This window comes from Psychrobacter sp. I-STPA6b, assembly GCF_020662265.1.
Lineage (GTDB): Bacteria > Pseudomonadota > Gammaproteobacteria > Pseudomonadales > Moraxellaceae > Psychrobacter.
This window is the reverse complement of record NZ_VEWM01000095.1, coordinates 21,430-38,718: the sequence shown is the minus strand read 5'-3', so window position 1 is coordinate 38,718 and position 17,289 is coordinate 21,430. Positions and strand designations below refer to the sequence as shown.

The 17,289-nt window shown below is 40.5% G+C and carries 15 protein-coding genes; 8 read left to right on the top strand and 7 right to left on the bottom strand.

Features of this window, described 5'->3' with window-relative positions; translation table 11 throughout:
- Positions 1 to 2: 2 nt before the first annotated feature.
- The 4 genes from FHK88_RS11935 to FHK88_RS11920 form a co-directional block, all read right to left on the bottom strand.
- The gene (locus tag FHK88_RS11935; RefSeq protein ID WP_227429700.1) at positions 3 to 2,159 is read right to left on the bottom strand and encodes a hydantoinase/oxoprolinase family protein; all 2,157 of its coding nucleotides are present in this window, start codon (positions 2,157 to 2,159) and stop codon (positions 3 to 5) included.
- Positions 2,160 to 2,173: 14 nt separating this feature from the next.
- Positions 2,174 to 2,626, bottom strand: a complete 453-nt coding sequence (locus FHK88_RS11930; protein WP_227429701.1) for an acetone carboxylase subunit gamma — start codon at positions 2,624 to 2,626, stop codon at positions 2,174 to 2,176.
- Between the two features lie 73 nt (positions 2,627 to 2,699).
- The gene (locus FHK88_RS11925; protein ID WP_227429702.1) at positions 2,700 to 4,619 is read right to left on the bottom strand and encodes a hydantoinase/oxoprolinase family protein; all 1,920 of its coding nucleotides are present in this window, start codon (positions 4,617 to 4,619) and stop codon (positions 2,700 to 2,702) included.
- Between the two features lie 532 nt (positions 4,620 to 5,151).
- On the bottom strand, positions 5,152 to 7,974 hold the full coding sequence (locus tag FHK88_RS11920; protein ID WP_227429703.1) for a LuxR C-terminal-related transcriptional regulator: 2,823 nt from the start codon (positions 7,972 to 7,974) through the stop codon (positions 5,152 to 5,154).
- 570 nt (positions 7,975 to 8,544) lie between these two features.
- Here FHK88_RS11920 and FHK88_RS11915 point away from each other — a divergent pair.
- The 8 genes from FHK88_RS11915 (at position 8,545) to FHK88_RS11880 (ending at position 14,522) form a co-directional block, all read left to right on the top strand.
- Entirely contained in the window at positions 8,545 to 9,261 is a 717-nt protein-coding gene (locus tag FHK88_RS11915; RefSeq protein WP_227429704.1) for an NYN domain-containing protein, read from the top strand.
- Positions 9,262 to 9,342: 81 nt separating this feature from the next.
- On the top strand, positions 9,343 to 10,722 hold the full coding sequence (glp, locus tag FHK88_RS11910; RefSeq protein WP_227429705.1) for a gephyrin-like molybdotransferase Glp: 1,380 nt from the start codon (positions 9,343 to 9,345) through the stop codon (positions 10,720 to 10,722).
- 194 nt (positions 10,723 to 10,916) lie between these two features.
- Positions 10,917 to 11,897, top strand: coding sequence for a GTP 3',8-cyclase MoaA (gene moaA, locus FHK88_RS11905; protein ID WP_227429706.1), 981 nt, complete (start codon positions 10,917 to 10,919; stop codon positions 11,895 to 11,897).
- A gap of 42 nt (positions 11,898 to 11,939) precedes the next feature.
- A complete protein-coding gene (gene moaB / locus FHK88_RS11900) occupies positions 11,940 to 12,473 on the top strand; it encodes a molybdenum cofactor biosynthesis protein B (RefSeq protein ID WP_227429707.1) in 534 nt (177 codons plus the stop codon).
- A gap of 10 nt (positions 12,474 to 12,483) precedes the next feature.
- On the top strand, positions 12,484 to 13,218 hold the full coding sequence (locus tag FHK88_RS11895; RefSeq protein ID WP_227429708.1) for a molybdenum cofactor guanylyltransferase: 735 nt from the start codon (positions 12,484 to 12,486) through the stop codon (positions 13,216 to 13,218).
- The gene (gene moaC / locus FHK88_RS11890; protein WP_227429709.1) at positions 13,208 to 13,720 is read left to right on the top strand and encodes a cyclic pyranopterin monophosphate synthase MoaC; all 513 of its coding nucleotides are present in this window, start codon (positions 13,208 to 13,210) and stop codon (positions 13,718 to 13,720) included. Before FHK88_RS11895 ends, moaC begins: the two co-directional genes overlap by 11 nt.
- A complete protein-coding gene (gene moaD / locus FHK88_RS11885; RefSeq protein WP_227429710.1) occupies positions 13,717 to 13,971 on the top strand; it encodes a molybdopterin converting factor subunit 1 in 255 nt (84 codons plus the stop codon). Before moaC ends, moaD begins: the two co-directional genes overlap by 4 nt.
- A gap of 86 nt (positions 13,972 to 14,057) precedes the next feature.
- On the top strand, positions 14,058 to 14,522 hold the full coding sequence (locus FHK88_RS11880; RefSeq protein ID WP_227429712.1) for a molybdenum cofactor biosynthesis protein MoaE: 465 nt from the start codon (positions 14,058 to 14,060) through the stop codon (positions 14,520 to 14,522).
- 127 nt (positions 14,523 to 14,649) lie between these two features.
- Here the strand turns inward: FHK88_RS11880 and FHK88_RS11875 are convergent, their stop codons facing one another.
- The 3 genes from FHK88_RS11875 to modA form a co-directional block, all read right to left on the bottom strand.
- Positions 14,650 to 15,111, bottom strand: coding sequence for a hypothetical protein (locus tag FHK88_RS11875; protein ID WP_227430957.1), 462 nt, complete (start codon positions 15,109 to 15,111; stop codon positions 14,650 to 14,652).
- A 420-nt stretch (positions 15,112 to 15,531) separates the two neighbouring features.
- Positions 15,532 to 16,245, bottom strand: coding sequence for a molybdate ABC transporter permease subunit (gene modB / locus FHK88_RS11870; protein ID WP_227430956.1), 714 nt, complete (start codon positions 16,243 to 16,245; stop codon positions 15,532 to 15,534).
- 76 nt (positions 16,246 to 16,321) lie between these two features.
- Positions 16,322 to 17,197 carry a molybdate ABC transporter substrate-binding protein gene (gene modA / locus FHK88_RS11865; RefSeq protein ID WP_227430934.1) on the bottom strand — a complete coding sequence of 292 codons (876 nt, stop codon included), beginning with the start codon at positions 17,195 to 17,197 and terminating at the stop codon, positions 16,322 to 16,324.
- Positions 17,198 to 17,289 lie beyond the last annotated feature (92 nt).

Below are 17,289 nucleotides of genomic sequence, written 5' to 3'. Positions count from 1 at the left end.
CCCTATGATTTTTTTGCACTACCTTGAGTAGCGTTGTCCTTTAATAGCCACACTGCACCTTGAGGTGTGGGCTCAATCCGCCAGTTTCTTTCAATCAGATACGTCGTACTTTCTGTCGTAATAATGGCAGGTCCATGTACCACATATTTCTCACTTAATGCTGTGGCATCATAAACAGGCGTTTCTACGGCTTTATCTTCACCAACGAAGTGAGCTTTACGATGAGTCACTGGTGTCGGCTCAGTACGCTCTCCTGCGTACTCCAATTCATCAAAGCGTACCACTTCACCATCAATGTATGAGGCAACACGAATGGTTTGCACACGTACACCAGCTTCTGGGGCTTCGATACCTTTACCATAACGGTCAGCATAGATGTCAGAGAATGTACGGATAACATGCAATACATCACCAACGTTTTCAATGCGATTGATATCTAGAGCAACCGAAGTGGTGACACGTTGGTTACCATAACGCATGTCTAGCTCTAAGCCATGCTCAACTTTTTCCACATCATAGCCTTGACGGACTAAGTCTTCACGGCCTTTTTTCTCAAGCTCTTCGACATAACCGTTAAAGCGGTCATATTCATCAAACAAGGTGCGTGATAATGGCTCATATAGCACCACATAAGCACTACGCTCATGAATGTGCAATGGTTTCATGTTACCTGCACCCAGTGCTGAGAATACTGAGGCAAATGGAGGGAATAAGATTTTTGAAATACCAGCTTGGTTGGCAATACCACAAGCATGTAATGGACCATTACCACCATAAGCAACCATGGTGAAGTCTTCGACCACACCACCGTTACTTCTTAGCTCCATCTCGATACCAATCGCCATTTGCTCATCAACACTGCGTTTGATGATTTTAGCAACTTCAATGACGTCTAAATCAAGCTCATCACAAAGCTGTTCTTCAATCACAAAACGTGAACGTTTTGGATTTAGCTTAATAAAGCCATTGGCATAGTTTTCTGGGTCTAAGTAACCAAGCAGTAAGTCAGCGTCAGTTACGGTTGGGTATAAGCCACCACGGTCATAACAGGCAGGACCGGGGTCAGAACCTGCTGATTCAGGACCAATTTTCACAGCTTTGTGAATACGGTCAAAGCTGGCAATCGAACCACCACCTGCACCTAGCGTATTTAGGTGAATCATAGGTACACAGACTAACCAACGTCCAATAACAGGATGGAAGTCATAGTGCTTAACACCACCTTCAGGCACCAGACCAATATCAAATGATGTACCACCCATGTCCATAGTCACAACGTCACCAATACCAGTACTTTCTGATAAATGCTGAGCCCCACCAACCCCTGCGATAGGTCCTGAGTGGATGGTTTGTAGTGCGTCAGTTGAGTTTGACTGAGCCATACCGCCTGAGTTATGCACCACAAGCATGGGCTTTTCATAACCTGAAGTACGCAAGTTACCTGATAACTGGTTTAAGGCATTAAACATGATGGCGTGCAAGAAAGCGTCAATAATCGCTGTTTTTGCCCGTACATATTCACCTTTACGACCAGATACTTGGCTACTTAAGATGACTGGAATTGAACCCAATTCGTGAGCGGGATATTCTTCCAAGATGGTTTCTAATACCAACTGTTCATGCTCTGGATTTTCTGTCGCATTAACCAAAGCAACCACAATCGCTTCTGCACCGTTACTAATCAGCTCACGTACCTGTTCGCGTACGTCTTCTTTTTGTAGTGGTACTAGCACTTCACCGATGGTATCAATACGCTCTTTGATGGAACGTACCATGTTGCGAGGTACGATAGGCTCAGGGCGTTCTGCATCTGCCATATCCCCTTGTTTGATAGGGTCTAAACCTTCACCATAGCCTTTTGAGCGTGAAATGTGAATGGTGTCTTCAAAGCCATGAGTGACGATCGCAGCAACACGAGGACCTTTACCTTCAATCAAAGCGTTAGTACCCAATGTGGTTGCATAACGTACTGAATCGACTTCTTTTAACACTTGCTCACGCGTTAAGCCGGCACGTTTACACGCATTATCAAGTGCGTTGTTAAACCCTAAAGCTAAGTTGTGGTGAGTGGTTAGTGACTTTGACTCAATGTATAAGTCGTCCCATGCGAAAAAGCAGTCGGTGAATGTACCACCAATATCAACAGATATTCTTTTCATAATGTTCTCCCCCTTTATAGTTTTTTCGGTGCACGATGATGACCATGACCGTGATGACGACAGCCTTCACGTAAGTCAACTTGTGCATTTTCACCTGGACCATAGTTAACAATTTCTTCAGGATCTTCGCCAATCTCTTCCCAACGGCGGCGTAAATCGTCGATATCCCAAAGCATATCAATGGTGGGCGGGTGTCCTGGTGGTACATACTCAGTTTCGATTTGTGTACCACAACCGGGGCAGTAATACTCGTAGATACGGCAATAATTCGGATCTGGCGAGAATGTATATTTGTAACGTTTTGGATCAATTACTGGTGGGTGAATCTCTTCTGGGTTACGGTCGTAAACCAATGTACCTTTTTTATAGGTATCTCGAGCATCACCAAAATCATGCTCACAGATACGACATACCCAACGTTCGCTGTCTAAATCGATCAGCAAATACTCTGTCATTGGAACTCTCATTGAATTTTTCCTTCTATTAGATTTATTTCCTAGTTGGCTTTTACTCTAAATATCCTAAGAGTTACTATTAGGTTTAAGCATTGTCAGTTAAGATAAGGTCGCCTGCATCAGTGACCACAAAACTCCAGCCCTTAGTAACACGAGCGGTAAAGAATGGGCCTTCAACAATGGCAGGTCCTTGTGCTGAGGCGTTAGCGTCTTGGTCATCAAGCACATACACAGGCACGTCTTTTTCACCCTCATCTTTTATCAACACTTTGCGAGTGCCAGAGGCTTTGGCTTCAACATTATTACTGCCATCAGGTAATGTCGCATCTAAGGTTGGGTGTGCTAACTCATAGCTTGCTTCTAATACCAAAATCCGTCTTTGGTCATCGGTATGATTGGCATCTTCTTCTAGGGTTAAGCGTGTATCTTCACTACCATCAGCGTTTTCAACAATCACACTCCAGTGAACGTCACAATCATCTTTAAGTGAGTAACCTTCTTGGTACATGTGGCGTTTGGCTTGTTTAAGCAGACGTTTTCTTGAATGCTGCATTTCTTCGTCACTAAAGCCTGTGATGTCCTCTTCAAACTCTTGCGAGACGTTAGAGAAACTTAGACCATAAGCTGAGAAAATCGCTGCCAATTTTGGAATGATGACTCGCTTGATACCTGCTTTACGAGCAGCTTGACAGGCACTCATTGGACCACCGCCACCAAAGGCTGCTAGTACCGTTTCATCACCATCATGTTTCCAATCTTTAAAGCTGTCTGCCATCTTAGTTGCAAAGGCTTCTTGCATTAAGAATAGGGCCTCTTCAACACTAACCCCTAATGGGTCGGCAACATTGGCTTTAATGACTTGGCGAGAACGCTCAGTATCAAGGTTTAGCTCACCATTTAAGTAAGTTGATGGGTCTAGGATACCTAATAGTAAGTTCACATCAGTAATGGTTGCTTCTTTGCCCCCAAAGCCAAAACACGCAGGGCCGGGTGCAGCACCCACACTCTCTGGGCCAACTTCGATTTTGCCATCTTTAGCACGAATGATAGAGCTACCACCCACACCGTAAGAACGCACATCACTTAGCTCAAATGAGGTAGCGATGCCTTCAACCTTACCGCGACGGTCAGCAACAATACTTAAATTATCCACTGCACCAATGTCACTGGTTGTACCACCGACGTCAATCATCAATACATGGTTAAAGCCGTAAGCTTCTGCCAATGCACGCGTACCTTCCAAACCGCCACGAGGGCCTGAAGAATAGGTTTTTAATGCCACAGATTTGGCAACACGAGATGATGCACCATCATTGCGATAAATAAGTAGTGGGTTTTTCACCTTATGGGCTCTTAGTCTGTTTTCAGCAGAATATAAGAAGTTTTCTAAGGTTGGATGTAAGAAAGTATTGATAATGGCTGACCAAATACGTCTTTCACGAGAAGGGTCAGTGGTAAACTCCCATGAGAACAAGACAGGTACAGAGCCTAGCAAATGACGAGGGAAACGTAGTAAGAAGAAATGCTTATATTCCTTCTCTTTTTCCTTATCGTGGATGGCAATGACCAAACGTTCTGCACCAGCAGTGGTCAAGTCATTAATTGCAGCGACCAACGTCTGATCCATCTCTTCATGATCATCGGTCTGTTTTAAGACAGCAACACGGTCGCCAACAAGACTTTTGAACATGTCTTTTTCAGCGTCTGTTTTGTTAAGTCTTTCGACAAGGTCTGCTTCATCAGTAATCAAGCCAATTTTAGGGCCTTTACGCTCAACAAGTGCGTTAGTACCTTGAGTTGATGAATAACGAATTAAAGAACTGTTATGTAAAAGGGTGGCAAAACTGCCTTCACCATACACAACTTTGGCCGCTTTGTTGATACCTTCAAAAAAGCATTCTGAGAGATCAATCGGGGTGGTGAGCGTTTTGGTGTAATACACCTCATCTTTACCGACGACACAGATGTCTGTCAGTGTGCCCCCGTTATCGATATTTATGAGCATTATGGTTTCACTCCCTTGATTATTTAGGTGGTGTTCTAAAACATGCCACTTTATTCCCAGTGTTGCCATAAGATTGGCAGAAGGAAGACGTGGGTAATAAAGCTGTGTATTTGAGCTAATGGCTCAACAAAAACAGCATGATTTTAGAGACACTTCCGATGTTTGTTTTATATGGTCGATTAAATCCTTCTCATCAACCAGCCTTGCTCTCAACTAATTAATAACTATCATCATGTTATGAAATAGTGGGCATATAAATTGAGAACGAGTTAATAATAACAAGAGTGACGGTGTAGCGAACTACACAAGTGGGTAATAATTAGGGTAAAAACGGGTAGTCATACATGGGTAGCATGACAAAACAGCCAAAAAATGTTGATGATTAAGCAATATTTTTTGACTAAAGGTGATTTTGTTTGATTTGAAAGGGCATTATTTTCAATACTACTTTTAGCATTTTATAAAAATAATGTTATAACATAACAATATCATATCAAAACCAACTTCGCAACCCATGTGTTAACAGATAGCCTTAATCCAATAACCGCAGTTTTCTTGCTTCAATCACTGCCTGTGTACGCCGAGATACACCCAGCTTGCTATAGATGGCTTTTAGATACCATTTGACCGTATCAACACTGACATTTAGATTTCGGGCGATTTTTTTATTGGTCAGTCCTTTTTCTAACATCTTAATGATATGGATTTCCTTATCTTTAAATGGCTCAATCAATACTTCCTCGTTTTGATTGGTTGTCGTGGCATTATCATCTTTTGCTGATGGTGCATTACTGTCACTTGCCTGCTTTTTATACAGTGCGATTAAGCCCACTAACCAACGGCTAAATTCCGCATTATTATAAGTTGTCGTATCATGAGTGTCGCTATTTTCTGTTATATCGGATTTGCTATCAGGTTCTTGACGACAGCGTTTGGCAAGCCTGCTAATGACTTTGATGGTATCTTCATCCTCATCAATAAAAGTACGAATAATACCTTGTGCAAAGCCTTGCTGTAGTGCAGGCAGTAGCATTTCTTCTGCCTCAGCATAGCGTCCAGCCTTATTCATAATGGTTGCTAATAATGTGCGGGTTACCATTTCAGCATAATGTCTTTGCTGTTCAATATGATTGTGTAGCATTGTACTAAGCTGTTCAATGGCTTGCATTTGCTTGCCATTACGACATAGCAGGCGGGCATTGGCACAACGGCGAATATCCAGTATTCGCTCACCCAAACGAGCATATTCGACAGGTATGATTTGCTGTTGCCACTGTCTCATCAGTTGTTCTGCTGATTTTACTTTATTATCTAATAGGTATAATTTGATTAGCTCAGCTTTTAAAGCAAACTCTAAACGGATAAGCTTTAGCTTTTGGGCAATTTTCTGACCTTCGTCTAAAATAGCGTGGGCCTCAGAAAAATGACGCTGTTGCATGGCAATCCGACTGCCAAAACAATACGTTGCCATATAAAAATCAACAATTCCCCCCTCAACGCCTAATTTACGGCTATCAAGCAATAAGGGCGTGGCATCATCAATTTGGTTGCGTTCATAATACACTTGCCCCAACAATGCCCCCGATAAATAAGCGGCATGTGAGTGTTTGCCTGTTTTTTCCCATGCTTTTTGTTGGGCTTGTTTAAAGCATTGCTCTGCCATGTCAAATTGACACTGCTCCAGATAAGCAATCCCTGCAAAGCAATCACTAAACACACTACTAAATGTCCCTCGTGTGTGCTGATGAAAACGGCTGGTTTGTTGTTGTAGCTGTATTGCTTGTGTATAGCAATTACTATGTATCAGCACATAAGTAATGATGTTATTAGCAACTACCCTCACCCAAGGATTAAGGTTTTCTTCCTCATCAAATTGGGTGGGTAATAACTGCTCAACCCTGTCCAAGCGGTCAGCATACATATCAATACATGCCTGCAACACCTGCATTTCTATGCGGATACTTTTCTCATTGGCATGCTCTTTATCTGCCAATACCTGCTTGACAATATCTAAGGCTTGCTGTGCCTCATGCTGATGATGGGTCAAGCAATATGCCCATGCGATGGCCATTTGTAACTGGCAACGAGTTTGGATATTTTTGGCGGGTAATTTGTCTTTAAGACGCAGCAATGTACCCATAAAGCTGTGTTCAACCAGCCACATGGCATCTTTTTCTACCCATGAGATGGCAAGCTCCATCTCTTGAGCGGCGATGGCATGTTGCACCGCCTCATCTGTATGCTCAATATTGGCAAACCACTGGGCAGCCAATAAATGCAAAGGTTTGAGCTGTTCAGGCATTTGCCGTTTTAAACGTCGCTGCAAAAACTCGGCAAATAAATGATGGTATTGAAACCAATGCTGCTCTGGGTCCAATGGACGAACAAACAAACCTTGTTTATATAACTGTTTTAATAAATTTTGACTGTCTGTACGAGCAGTGATGGCATTACATAAATCACCATTTAATCGCTCTAAAATCGAAGTTTTTAATAAAAACTCCAAAGTATCAGCAGGTAAGTTATCCAACACATTTTCAGTCAAATATTCACTGATAGAGTGGGTATTTTCAATATTATCAAATACATTTAACACACCATCTTCACGTTTTTGGGTGCGTAATATCAATAAAATTAGCTGTAATGAGGCAACCCAACCTTCAGTCTTTTGCCATAAGCTATGAATGTCTGCTGAGCCCAAATTAATCTGATTGACCTTGCGTAAAAAATCCGCAGTTTCATTTTCATCAAACCGCAAATCAGTACTGTTAATCACGCACAGTTGATGTTTAACTTGTAGAGTATAAATGGGTAATGGGGGCTGTTTGCGACTACAAATTATCAGATGAAAATTATCAGAGGCACTTTCAACCAGAAAGTTTAGAGCGTCATGAATGACTGGATTGTCAATAAAATGCCAATCATCTAGTACCAGATAGATTTTTTTATCAAAGGTAGTAATTTGATTAATCAGCTCAGTCAAAATAAACTTAATGGCTTGATGAGAATGACACCCTGATAGAGCGGTGGTATCAACACTGATACACTCAGCGACACTATGAATTGCCCCAACGATATAGCTAATACAACGCTCAGGGTCGTTATCTTCATTATCTAGACTTAGCCAAGCAACATGATAACCTCGCTCAATTAATAGCTCTCGCCATTGCATGGCAAGACTGGTCTTACCAAAGCCGGCAGGTGCTTGAATCAGCATTACTCGGTAGTCGATGGCACTGATAAGCTTATCTATCAGGCGTGGACGCTGTAATAAATGCCGAAAGTCAGACGGTGCTTTGAGTTTGGTCAAAATTAACGGCAAACGTATGTTGTTTGTTCCTTTTGTGTGTACCATAACCCCTCCTTGGGATATATTAATCAGTACATATATGACTTATGACTTTTTGATAGGTAAACCTCCTTTCTTGAATTTTAGATACCTATACAATCTTTATATAACATCATATAATTGATAATACATGACAAAATTTAAAAAACTTTATTAAAATAATAAAAATTGCTAAAACTTCATATAACCTTATCATTACAAGTGGTCTATAAATGATACTCAACGGTTTATAAAAAACGATGAGTGACATAAATCGTATTCTATCTTAGTACATCACAATGAACAAGGTGGAAATGGTTTTATACTAAGGTATGTTGAACTTTGTAGAAAAATTGAGAGGCTGATTTTACAAGCAGTGTTTTAATCAAAGTAATGAACGCAGGTAACTCTTGTTAATACAAGTGGGAATACTAACCAATTAATTAATATATAAACAAGGAAAGTTTATATAAATTTTACAAAAAACATGAAGTAAATCTATATAAAGTTACTCCACTTTCAACTTGTTTTCCTAAACTATTGATTTTACTGGTGTCAAAATTTATACCAAGATATTTAAATAACGTTAGGTTTATTATGAATCAACAAATTACGGTTGCCTTATTTATTGATGCAGACAATGCTCCAGCAAAAAAAATTGATTTAATTATCAATGAGCTGGCTAGTTATGGGGCTGTCATGATACGCAAAATCTATGGCAACTGGAAAAATCAAACCTTACAAGGTTGGGAAGATATCTTACTAGAATATGCCATCCAACCGATACAACAGTTTGACTATACCAAAGGTAAAAATGCCACTGATATGGCAATGACCATTGATGTGATGGATTTACTATACAGTGGCAAAATTGACATATTTTGTATCGTCTCATCAGACAGCGATTTTACCCCTTTAGCCATGCGTATCAAAGCGGAAGGAAAACAGGTTATTGGCTTTGGTGAACAAAAAACACCATTATCTTTGGTCAAAGCTTGTAGCCGTTTTTTATATCTTGATGCAAAAGATGACAATGCCAACCATACTGGTATAGCCAAAAAATCAGGTAGTGAGCTTAAATGTGATACCTCTTTAATGAATCTATTACGAGATGCCATCTCTCATGCTTGTGATGAAGAAGGTTGGGCTAATCTAGGTGCCGTTGGTAGTATTATCAGTAACCAAACTTCTTTTGATAGTAAAAACTATGGTTACGCCAAACTTAGTGATCTTGTAAAAGCCATTGATTTATTTGAGGTCAAGTTATCTAACAATCGCTCACAGATGTTTGTAAAAGATAAACGTAAATCGTAAAGACCACTAATAACTCACAATTTCGACAATACAAATTTTATTATCTATTCATTTATTTGCTGATATTAAACAGAGGTCATCATGATATCCCTTTCCCAGCTAAAAACGTCCATCAAAGCACGCATTGCCAGTTATTATGACACGTCATTTTATCAACATCGGCAAAGGTTAAATGTGGATTTATTAGACAGTATGGGGCATGTATTAGCAGAAGATATCACCGCCCCTTTTGATGTTCCTCGACAAAACTTATCATCAATGGACGGTTTTGCCATTGCTCAAAACAGCTCGCTTGCAGAGGGTGAACAAATAGAAATCATCGGTGAATCGCAAGCAGGACAACCGTTTCAACTCACCAACCAACAACAGTTACAAACAGGACAAGGAGTGCGGATTTTTACAGGGGCGATTGTGCCAGAAGGCTGTGATACAGTGGTGATTCAAGAAAATACCAATTTTGAACAACTCAAAAACCCTGACCCACAAGCGGATAAAAATAGCCAACAAGTATTAGATAAATCCAAGCCTTATCACATCACTTTGAGCCAAACCGCCAAAGCAAACGCCAACATTCGCAAACAAGGCGATGAAATCGAACTCGGTGACGTGGTATTAAACAAAGGCAAACTATTAAACCCCACTGATATTAGCCTATTGGCAAATCTAGGAATAGCACAGGTGCAAATTTATCAGCCGTTAGTGGTTGGTTTATTGGCAACAGGGGATGAACTGGTGGCATTGGGTCAGCCGTTAACCTCGTTAGCACAAATTTATAATTCTAATACCCCCACCCTTAAAGCCTTACTATCTAAGCTACCTATTAGCATCAAAGATTATGGCATTTTAAAAGATGATTTATCTGAGATTGAGCAATGTCTTATCACCGCTTCACAAGAATGTGACGTGCTGATTTCTAGTGCGGGGGTATCGGTAGGCGATTATGATTTTTTGACCACTGCGATTGAAAAACTGGGCAAAATCAACCACTATAAAGTGGCAATGAAACCAGGCAAACCCTTTGTCTTTGGTGAGCTACAAGGCAAAAAACAAAATCCGCTACAAGCAGACAAATCGCCACAAGATAATAATACCGTCTTTTACTTTGGCTTACCGGGCAATCCGTTATCAGCAGTAGTAAGCTGTTTGCAACTGGTGATGCCTGCATTATGGCAAATGAGTGGTGTGGCTGAAGATGATTTACCGCTTACGCTTACGCTCACCCTAAAAGCCACCGTCAACAATGACATTAAAAAGTCAGCAGGACGACTGGATTTTCAACGGGGCGTACTCACTCAACTTACCGATGGTAGCTATCAAGTCACCGCCCTTGCCAGCCAGCAATCACACCGCATCAAACAGTTAAGCAATGCCAACTGCTTAATTGTATTGGATGAGGACAGTGGTAACGTGCAAGCAGGCGAAACGGTCAACGTACAACCATTTACATGGCGGTTGGGTTGATACTAGATCAATGACGGGGGAATGTTAGATTAATAATACTACCACCAAAGTAGTATCTTTTTTCCATCAGAGATTCCATTAGTATAGTGTCATTATGGGTGCTATTTTGACATAATGGCAGGCACAAATTTTTTCACAACCTGAGGCAACGCTTAAAGCACACCACTCACTCATAACAAAACGGTACAGGCATTATGACCCCAACTCTAACCGATAGCTTTTCTCGGCATTTGACCTATTTACGCTTATCGGTGACGGATTTTTGTAATTTTCGTTGTCAATATTGCTTACCTAATGGTTATCAGGGTCGCCGACCTGATGATGAGCTTACCCTTGCTGAAATGGCAACTTTAATGACCGCTTTTGCCAAACTTGGTACACAAAAAATCCGCCTGACAGGGGGTGAGCCGTCCATTCGCAAAGATATTAGCGACATCATCGCTACCGCCAAACAAACTCAAGGCATCAACACCGTTGCCATCACCAGTAATGGCTACAAACTCGGTAAACATATCCAAAACTGGCAACAAGCAGGACTGAACCAGCTTAATCTGAGTATCGACAGCTTTACTCCCGACACCTTTAAGCAAATCACTGGCTTTGATATTTTGCCACAACTATTAGATGACGTAGATACATTACTAGCAACCACCGACATTCGCCTAAAAATGAACGCCATTTTAATGGCTGAAACGGCTTATGACACGCTGATTTCAGCACTCGACTATATCAAACAGCGTCCGATTAGCTTTCGTTTTATTGAATTTATGCAGACCAGTGATAATGCCGATTTGTTTTTTGCCCAACACGCCCAAACACCGCTGATTAGCGAGCATCTGATTAGAAATGGCTGGCAAGCCAAACAGCGTGGCATCACCGATGGTCCTGCTATTGAATATTGTCACCCTGATTACGCAGGTCGCATTGGTATTATTGCCCCGTATGCCCCGCAGTTTTGCCACAGTTGCAACCGCCTACGGGTCAGCAGTCAAGGTAAAGTGCATCTATGCCTATTTGACAATGCCAGTTATGACATTCGCCCTTATTTGCAAAATGATGACGTTGAGGGACTGATTGATGCCTTACAATCTTTAATGCCAATTAAACCTGAGCATCACCACTTACAAGAGCAAGACAGCGGGCTAATGCACAATTTATCGCTGATTGGTGGTTAGACATTTATAAAAATAGCTAAACTCATATAATAGGACAATCCCATGACAAAAAAACCAGCCGAATTTATCCCGCTTAATATTGCTGTGCTTACTGTTTCTGATACCCGTAGCCTTGATGAAGATACCTCAGGTAGCTATTTGGTTGAGCAAATTACCCAAGCAGGGCACAACCTTGCCGAGCGTAAATTGATTACTGATGATATTTATCACATTCGAGCAGTAATCAGCGATTGGATTGCCAATGCTGATATTCACGCCATCATCACCACAGGCGGTACAGGATTTTATATTCGTGACAGCATGCCTGAGGCGGTAAGTGTGTTATTTGATAAACAGATTGCTGGTTTTGGTGAAATGTTTCGCCTAATCTCCAAAGATGACATCGGCATGGCAACCATTCAATCTCGTGCCATTGCAGGTATGGCAAATGCCACTGGGATTTTTTGCTTACCGGGGTCGACTGGGGCGTGTCGTTGTGCGTGGGAAGGTATTTTAAAAGAGCAACTAGATAACCGCACCCGCCCTTGCAACTTTGTGCCACATTTTTTACGCAATAATCCATCACATGGCTCATAACCAATAAAAAATGATACACCTACAAGCCATACTAATATTAGCAGGGGGGCAATCTCGGCGAATGGGTGCAGATAAAGCCCTACTCACGTTGCCCTCAAAGCAAACCTTACTTGAGCATCATATTGATGGGGCAATAACGCTCGCTGATAAATTGGGTGTACCTATTTTAATTGCTGATAACCAAAAGAATTTCTTAGCTAAAATAAAACCTATTAATAGTAAGATACCCATCATCAGTATTGATGATTATCAAGCAGGACAAGGGGCATTATCAGCCATTGCAGGGGCAATGCTTGCCAGTGATAAACCTAATAAGAAACTTAGTGAAAAGCTAAATACAAAACAAAAATTTGAGCCACAAACAGATAATGCCTATCTATTGGTGTTGAGCTGTGATGCGATGGTGACAGCAAATGAAATTTGGCAAACGTTATATACTTATTTGCAAACTTTACAAACAAAGCCTTTATTAAATCAGCCACATATTTTTTGTTTTGCTGATAGTGAGCACAGCTACCCATTACTCGGCTTATATCCGTACGCTTTAAAACAGGCGTTATTAGACTATTTGCACACAGGCTCACAACGGGTGATGAGCTTTATCAAGCCTTATCAGATCACTATTGATTTGCCCAAAGATTGGCAAGGGCTGGTCAATATAAACACCCCTGAGCAGTTTATACAAGCGTGTCAGTTATTAAACTCTAATATCCTTTTTATCTCTAAGGAAAATCATGTCAATTAATAAGCAAAAAACGCCCAACACCTTAACCCATAACCTATCCCATATTGACGCAAAAGGTGATGTACACATGGTAGACGTGAGCCATAAAACCGCCAGCCAGCGTCAAGCCACCGCTCAGGGTCGGGTGATATTTCCACAAGCCGTGTATCAACAAATCAAAGACAATGATGGTATGAGTAAAAAAGGCAGTATCATACAGACCGCCCATATTGCAGGGATAATGGCGGGTAAACGCACCCACGAGCTGATTCCATTGTGCCACCCCCTACCCCTTGACGGCATTAACCTTACCTTTGATTATCAAGACGACAGCCACAGCATACAAGTAACCGCCACCGTCAAAGTCACCCACAAAACAGGGGTAGAAATGGAAGCCCTTACTGCTGTGTCTGTGGCGTGTCTTACCTTGTATGATATGACCAAAGCCTTATCGCATGACATCATCATTAGTGATATTCAACTATTACAGAAAACAGGCGGAAAATCGGATTATCAACTATGAACACCCTAAAACCCATTACCCTACTTTACTTTGCCAGCCTTGCCGAGCAAGCAGGTTGCGACAGCGAAACCCTAAATATCGACCCAAACACCAGCCTAACCGAGCTGTATACCGCCCTTAAAGTCAAACACAACTTTAAACAATCCCAATCACAACTACGCATCGCCATTAATGATAACTTTTGTGATTGGCAAAGCGAGATTCAAGCAGGTGATAGCATTGCCTTTATCCCACCTGTGGCGGGAGGTTAATCATGTCTAATGACTCTTCAGAATTGCAAGAATTACAAGGATTGCAAAACTCAGATTCAAACTTAAACAATCCACACCAACAAGCCATGAAAATTGCCTGTAGTCATGACGAGGCGTATCAGATTGCCATTAATGATGGCTTTGCCTTATTGGATATTGCCATTGATGAAGGACGCTTAAAAAAGGCATTAAATAATGACAGTTGCGGGGCATTAGCTACCTTTGAGGGTTGGGTACGTAACCACAATAACGCTCAATCGGTTAGCCACTTAACCTATTATGGCTACGAGCAACTGGCACTGAATCAAGGCAAACTGCTTATTGAAGAGGCAAAACAACGCTTTGACATTGAACACGCCATTGCCATTCATCGTATTGGTGAGCTAAACATTGGTGATATGGCGGTGTGGATTGGAGTCACTGCAAGCCACCGCTACCCTGCGTTTGATGCCTGCCGATGGTTATTAGATGCCATTAAAGCAGACATTCCGATTTGGAAACAAGAATTTTACCCTAACCAAGCGAGCAAATGGCTCAGTAATAATGGTTAAATAATCATGTTTTGAAAACTAGTCAATCAGTGATAGTTAGAGGAAAAGCCAAGTAGAAAACAAGAGGAGACTCTAAATTCAAAAATACAGCCTATAAAAATAGAGCCTTTTGATGGTATGTAAATGCTTAGATATTGCCAGCGGCAAGCTGTAATATTGGATCAATATCATCCACTGATGATGGTGCTGAAACAGCATCATCACCTTCTTTTAGAAGGATATTAGCCTCTGTATATTCAATATCTACTAGCTCTAAATCACTACCCTGACTATGTGCAGTTAAAGCTTGGGTTGCCATAAGGCTATTCATATTTTTAGACTGCCGCTCATTCTGATACTGCATTTGAATAGCTTGTTCGGTTAACTCAATATATCCTGTATTCAGCAGATAATCCAAGTCAACTTTATCAATCATTTTTAGACCAATGTGGCGACTCATTTTATCTTCACTTTTTAATAGCATGCAAAATTGTCGCTCACGCCCTGTCAACTCTTCATCACAAGACTCAACACCAGATAACACTTTTAAACATTTTTCAGTACAGCATATGCCCTGATTATGAAACAACTTATCTATATAAATACTCATAATGACCTCGGTATCAAAGTAGATATCTAGCAGTTAGGGGCATCCTTATGCAGTATCTACTACCTACAATGTAGCACAAAGATTGAGTAAATAATACATAAAAGTTATTAATTACGTTAAATCTATAAAAAAAAGTTTTAAATTACAATAGAACATTAGAATGGAAGTAACAGTATATATTTGATTATATTAAAGTATTTCCATTTATAAATAATTATTAATTACAATAAAACCATAAGTTATGGTTTATAGGATATTTGTAACAACGAGGACTTTCTCCATCTATTGCTAAGAGTTTTGAAAACTTATCGCTATAGGATAGAATGCTTGAAGCAACTAAGTTGGAAGGTATAAATAGCTCTATTTTTATCACACAGAGCCATCTATAAAAAAATAACACCTTGACTTTATAGGACATTATTACTGATGTTCAAAATTCTTATTAAAACTGGCAATTGCCACTACAAATATAACTGACAATAACACCAAAATTAGCGACATTGCATGTGCTGTCTCATAATTTAATGCCTCCACCTGCTCATAAATAGCAATGGATATCACTTTTGTCTCACCTGAAATACTGCCACCAATCATCAATACCACACCGAACTCGCCAATGGTATGGGCAAAGCTAATCAAAGAGCCTAAAATTATCCCCGTACGTGCCTGCGGTAGAGACACTCGTAAAAAACGGCGCCATGCTCTGGACTCTAATAAATAAGACGCATCATGCACACTTTGGGGAATACGCACAAACTGAGCATAAACAGGCTGTACAAAAAATGGTAAAGAGTAGATGATAGAAGCAATGACTAATCCATTAAAACTAAACGCCAATGAGCCAATACCATGATGAGCAAGCCACTTCCCTACGCCATAATTAGGACTAAAAAATAATAATAAATAAAAGCCAATTACCGTTGGCGGTAGCACCAACGGTAAGCTAACCAATCCTAATATCACCACCTTAAATCGAGATAACACCTGAGACTGACTTTTTTTTGCTAGCCAATATGCCAATGGTGTCGCCATAAATAACAAACACAGCACCGTCACAGTTGCTAACTTAACACTTAGCCATAATGGCAACAGCATTGACAGCAACTCTAACCTTGCAAACATCGGCAAAGACATAGGTAATGACACAGACAACGATAGCAACAAAATTATTTATTACCTCTTATGACATCTCAATTAAATCAAATAATGATTATTCCAAGACTGACAAATATCCAGCCTGCGCAAAATAAGCTTGTCCTTTATCTGACTGCAAATAACGAACAAAATCCTCTGCCATACTATTATTAGTAATCACCAAACCATCTTGTAAAATCGCAGGATATGTATTACTAGGAATCACTTGATAATGACCTACCTTTGACTCAGATACTTGATTTTCCAGACCTTTTATCTGTGATAACGCGACAAAGCCAACATCTGCATGCCCAGTATTAGTAAACTGAAATGCTTGCCCAATATTTTCTGCCATTATCAATCGTTTTTGTTTATTTAACACATCATACAAATTTAACTCAGTTAAATATGCTTGTGCCGCCACCCCATAAGGTGCTAACTCAGGATTAGCAATGGCCACTTTAAAATCAGGATTCTTCAATAAGGTTAAATTATTACCATCAGGCTCAACAACCTGCGTTGTGCTATATAAGGCTAACTGCCCTCTTGTATAGGTAAATGGCTGATGCTGAGCTTGCTCACCTACCATTTCTACTACTAGTTTTTCAGGATATGACTGATTGGCTGCCAAGAAGATATCATAGGGCGCACCTGCAATAATTTGTGCATATAGCTTACCTGACGACGCAAACACTGTTTCAATAGGGCAAACATTCAAACCTCTATCTATACAATAGCCTGAGATAATTTGAGGTAAAACATCAGCTAAATTTGCAGCTGCTGCAATTGAGATAGGCTGTGCTTGTTGTTCATCTTTTATCGTATCAGCTTGTGCTTGCGTTTTCTCTTGAGGCTGACACCCCAATAACAAACTGCTGGTTAATAATAAAAACCACCACCCAACAAACACCCATCGCAACTTAAATGATAAGACATTAAAATTTACCGTCATACAAACTACCTACTTATTACCATATGATTTTCGCTACAATACCCAAATTCTAAATATATGAAAATACATCTTATGGCTATTTCTTTATGGGT

Excerpts from the sequence above, each read along its gene's own strand:
- FHK88_RS11935 (WP_227429700.1), bottom strand. The coding sequence starts at position 2,159 with ATGAAAAGAATATCTGTTGATATTGGTGGTACATTCACCGACTGCTTT.
- FHK88_RS11880 (WP_227429712.1), top strand. The coding sequence starts at position 14,058 with ATGAAAATTGCCTGTAGTCATGACGAGGCGTATCAGATTGCCATTAAT.
- FHK88_RS11915 (WP_227429704.1), top strand. The coding sequence starts at position 8,545 with ATGAATCAACAAATTACGGTTGCCTTATTTATTGATGCAGACAATGCT.
- FHK88_RS11895 (WP_227429708.1), top strand. The coding sequence starts at position 12,484 with ATGATACACCTACAAGCCATACTAATATTAGCAGGGGGGCAATCTCGG.
- FHK88_RS11875 (WP_227430957.1), bottom strand. The coding sequence starts at position 15,111 with ATGAGTATTTATATAGATAAGTTGTTTCATAATCAGGGCATATGCTGT.
- FHK88_RS11920 (WP_227429703.1), bottom strand. The coding sequence starts at position 7,974 with ATGGTACACACAAAAGGAACAAACAACATACGTTTGCCGTTAATTTTG.
- moaC (WP_227429709.1), top strand. The coding sequence starts at position 13,208 with ATGTCAATTAATAAGCAAAAAACGCCCAACACCTTAACCCATAACCTA.
- moaD (WP_227429710.1), top strand. The coding sequence starts at position 13,717 with ATGAACACCCTAAAACCCATTACCCTACTTTACTTTGCCAGCCTTGCC.
- moaA (WP_227429706.1), top strand. The coding sequence starts at position 10,917 with ATGACCCCAACTCTAACCGATAGCTTTTCTCGGCATTTGACCTATTTA.
- modB (WP_227430956.1), bottom strand. The coding sequence starts at position 16,245 with ATGTCTTTGCCGATGTTTGCAAGGTTAGAGTTGCTGTCAATGCTGTTG.
- FHK88_RS11930 (WP_227429701.1), bottom strand. The coding sequence starts at position 2,626 with ATGAGAGTTCCAATGACAGAGTATTTGCTGATCGATTTAGACAGCGAA.
- glp (WP_227429705.1), top strand. The coding sequence starts at position 9,343 with ATGATATCCCTTTCCCAGCTAAAAACGTCCATCAAAGCACGCATTGCC.
- modA (WP_227430934.1), bottom strand. The coding sequence starts at position 17,197 with ATGACGGTAAATTTTAATGTCTTATCATTTAAGTTGCGATGGGTGTTT.
- FHK88_RS11925 (WP_227429702.1), bottom strand. The coding sequence starts at position 4,619 with ATGCTCATAAATATCGATAACGGGGGCACACTGACAGACATCTGTGTC.
- moaB (WP_227429707.1), top strand. The coding sequence starts at position 11,940 with ATGACAAAAAAACCAGCCGAATTTATCCCGCTTAATATTGCTGTGCTT.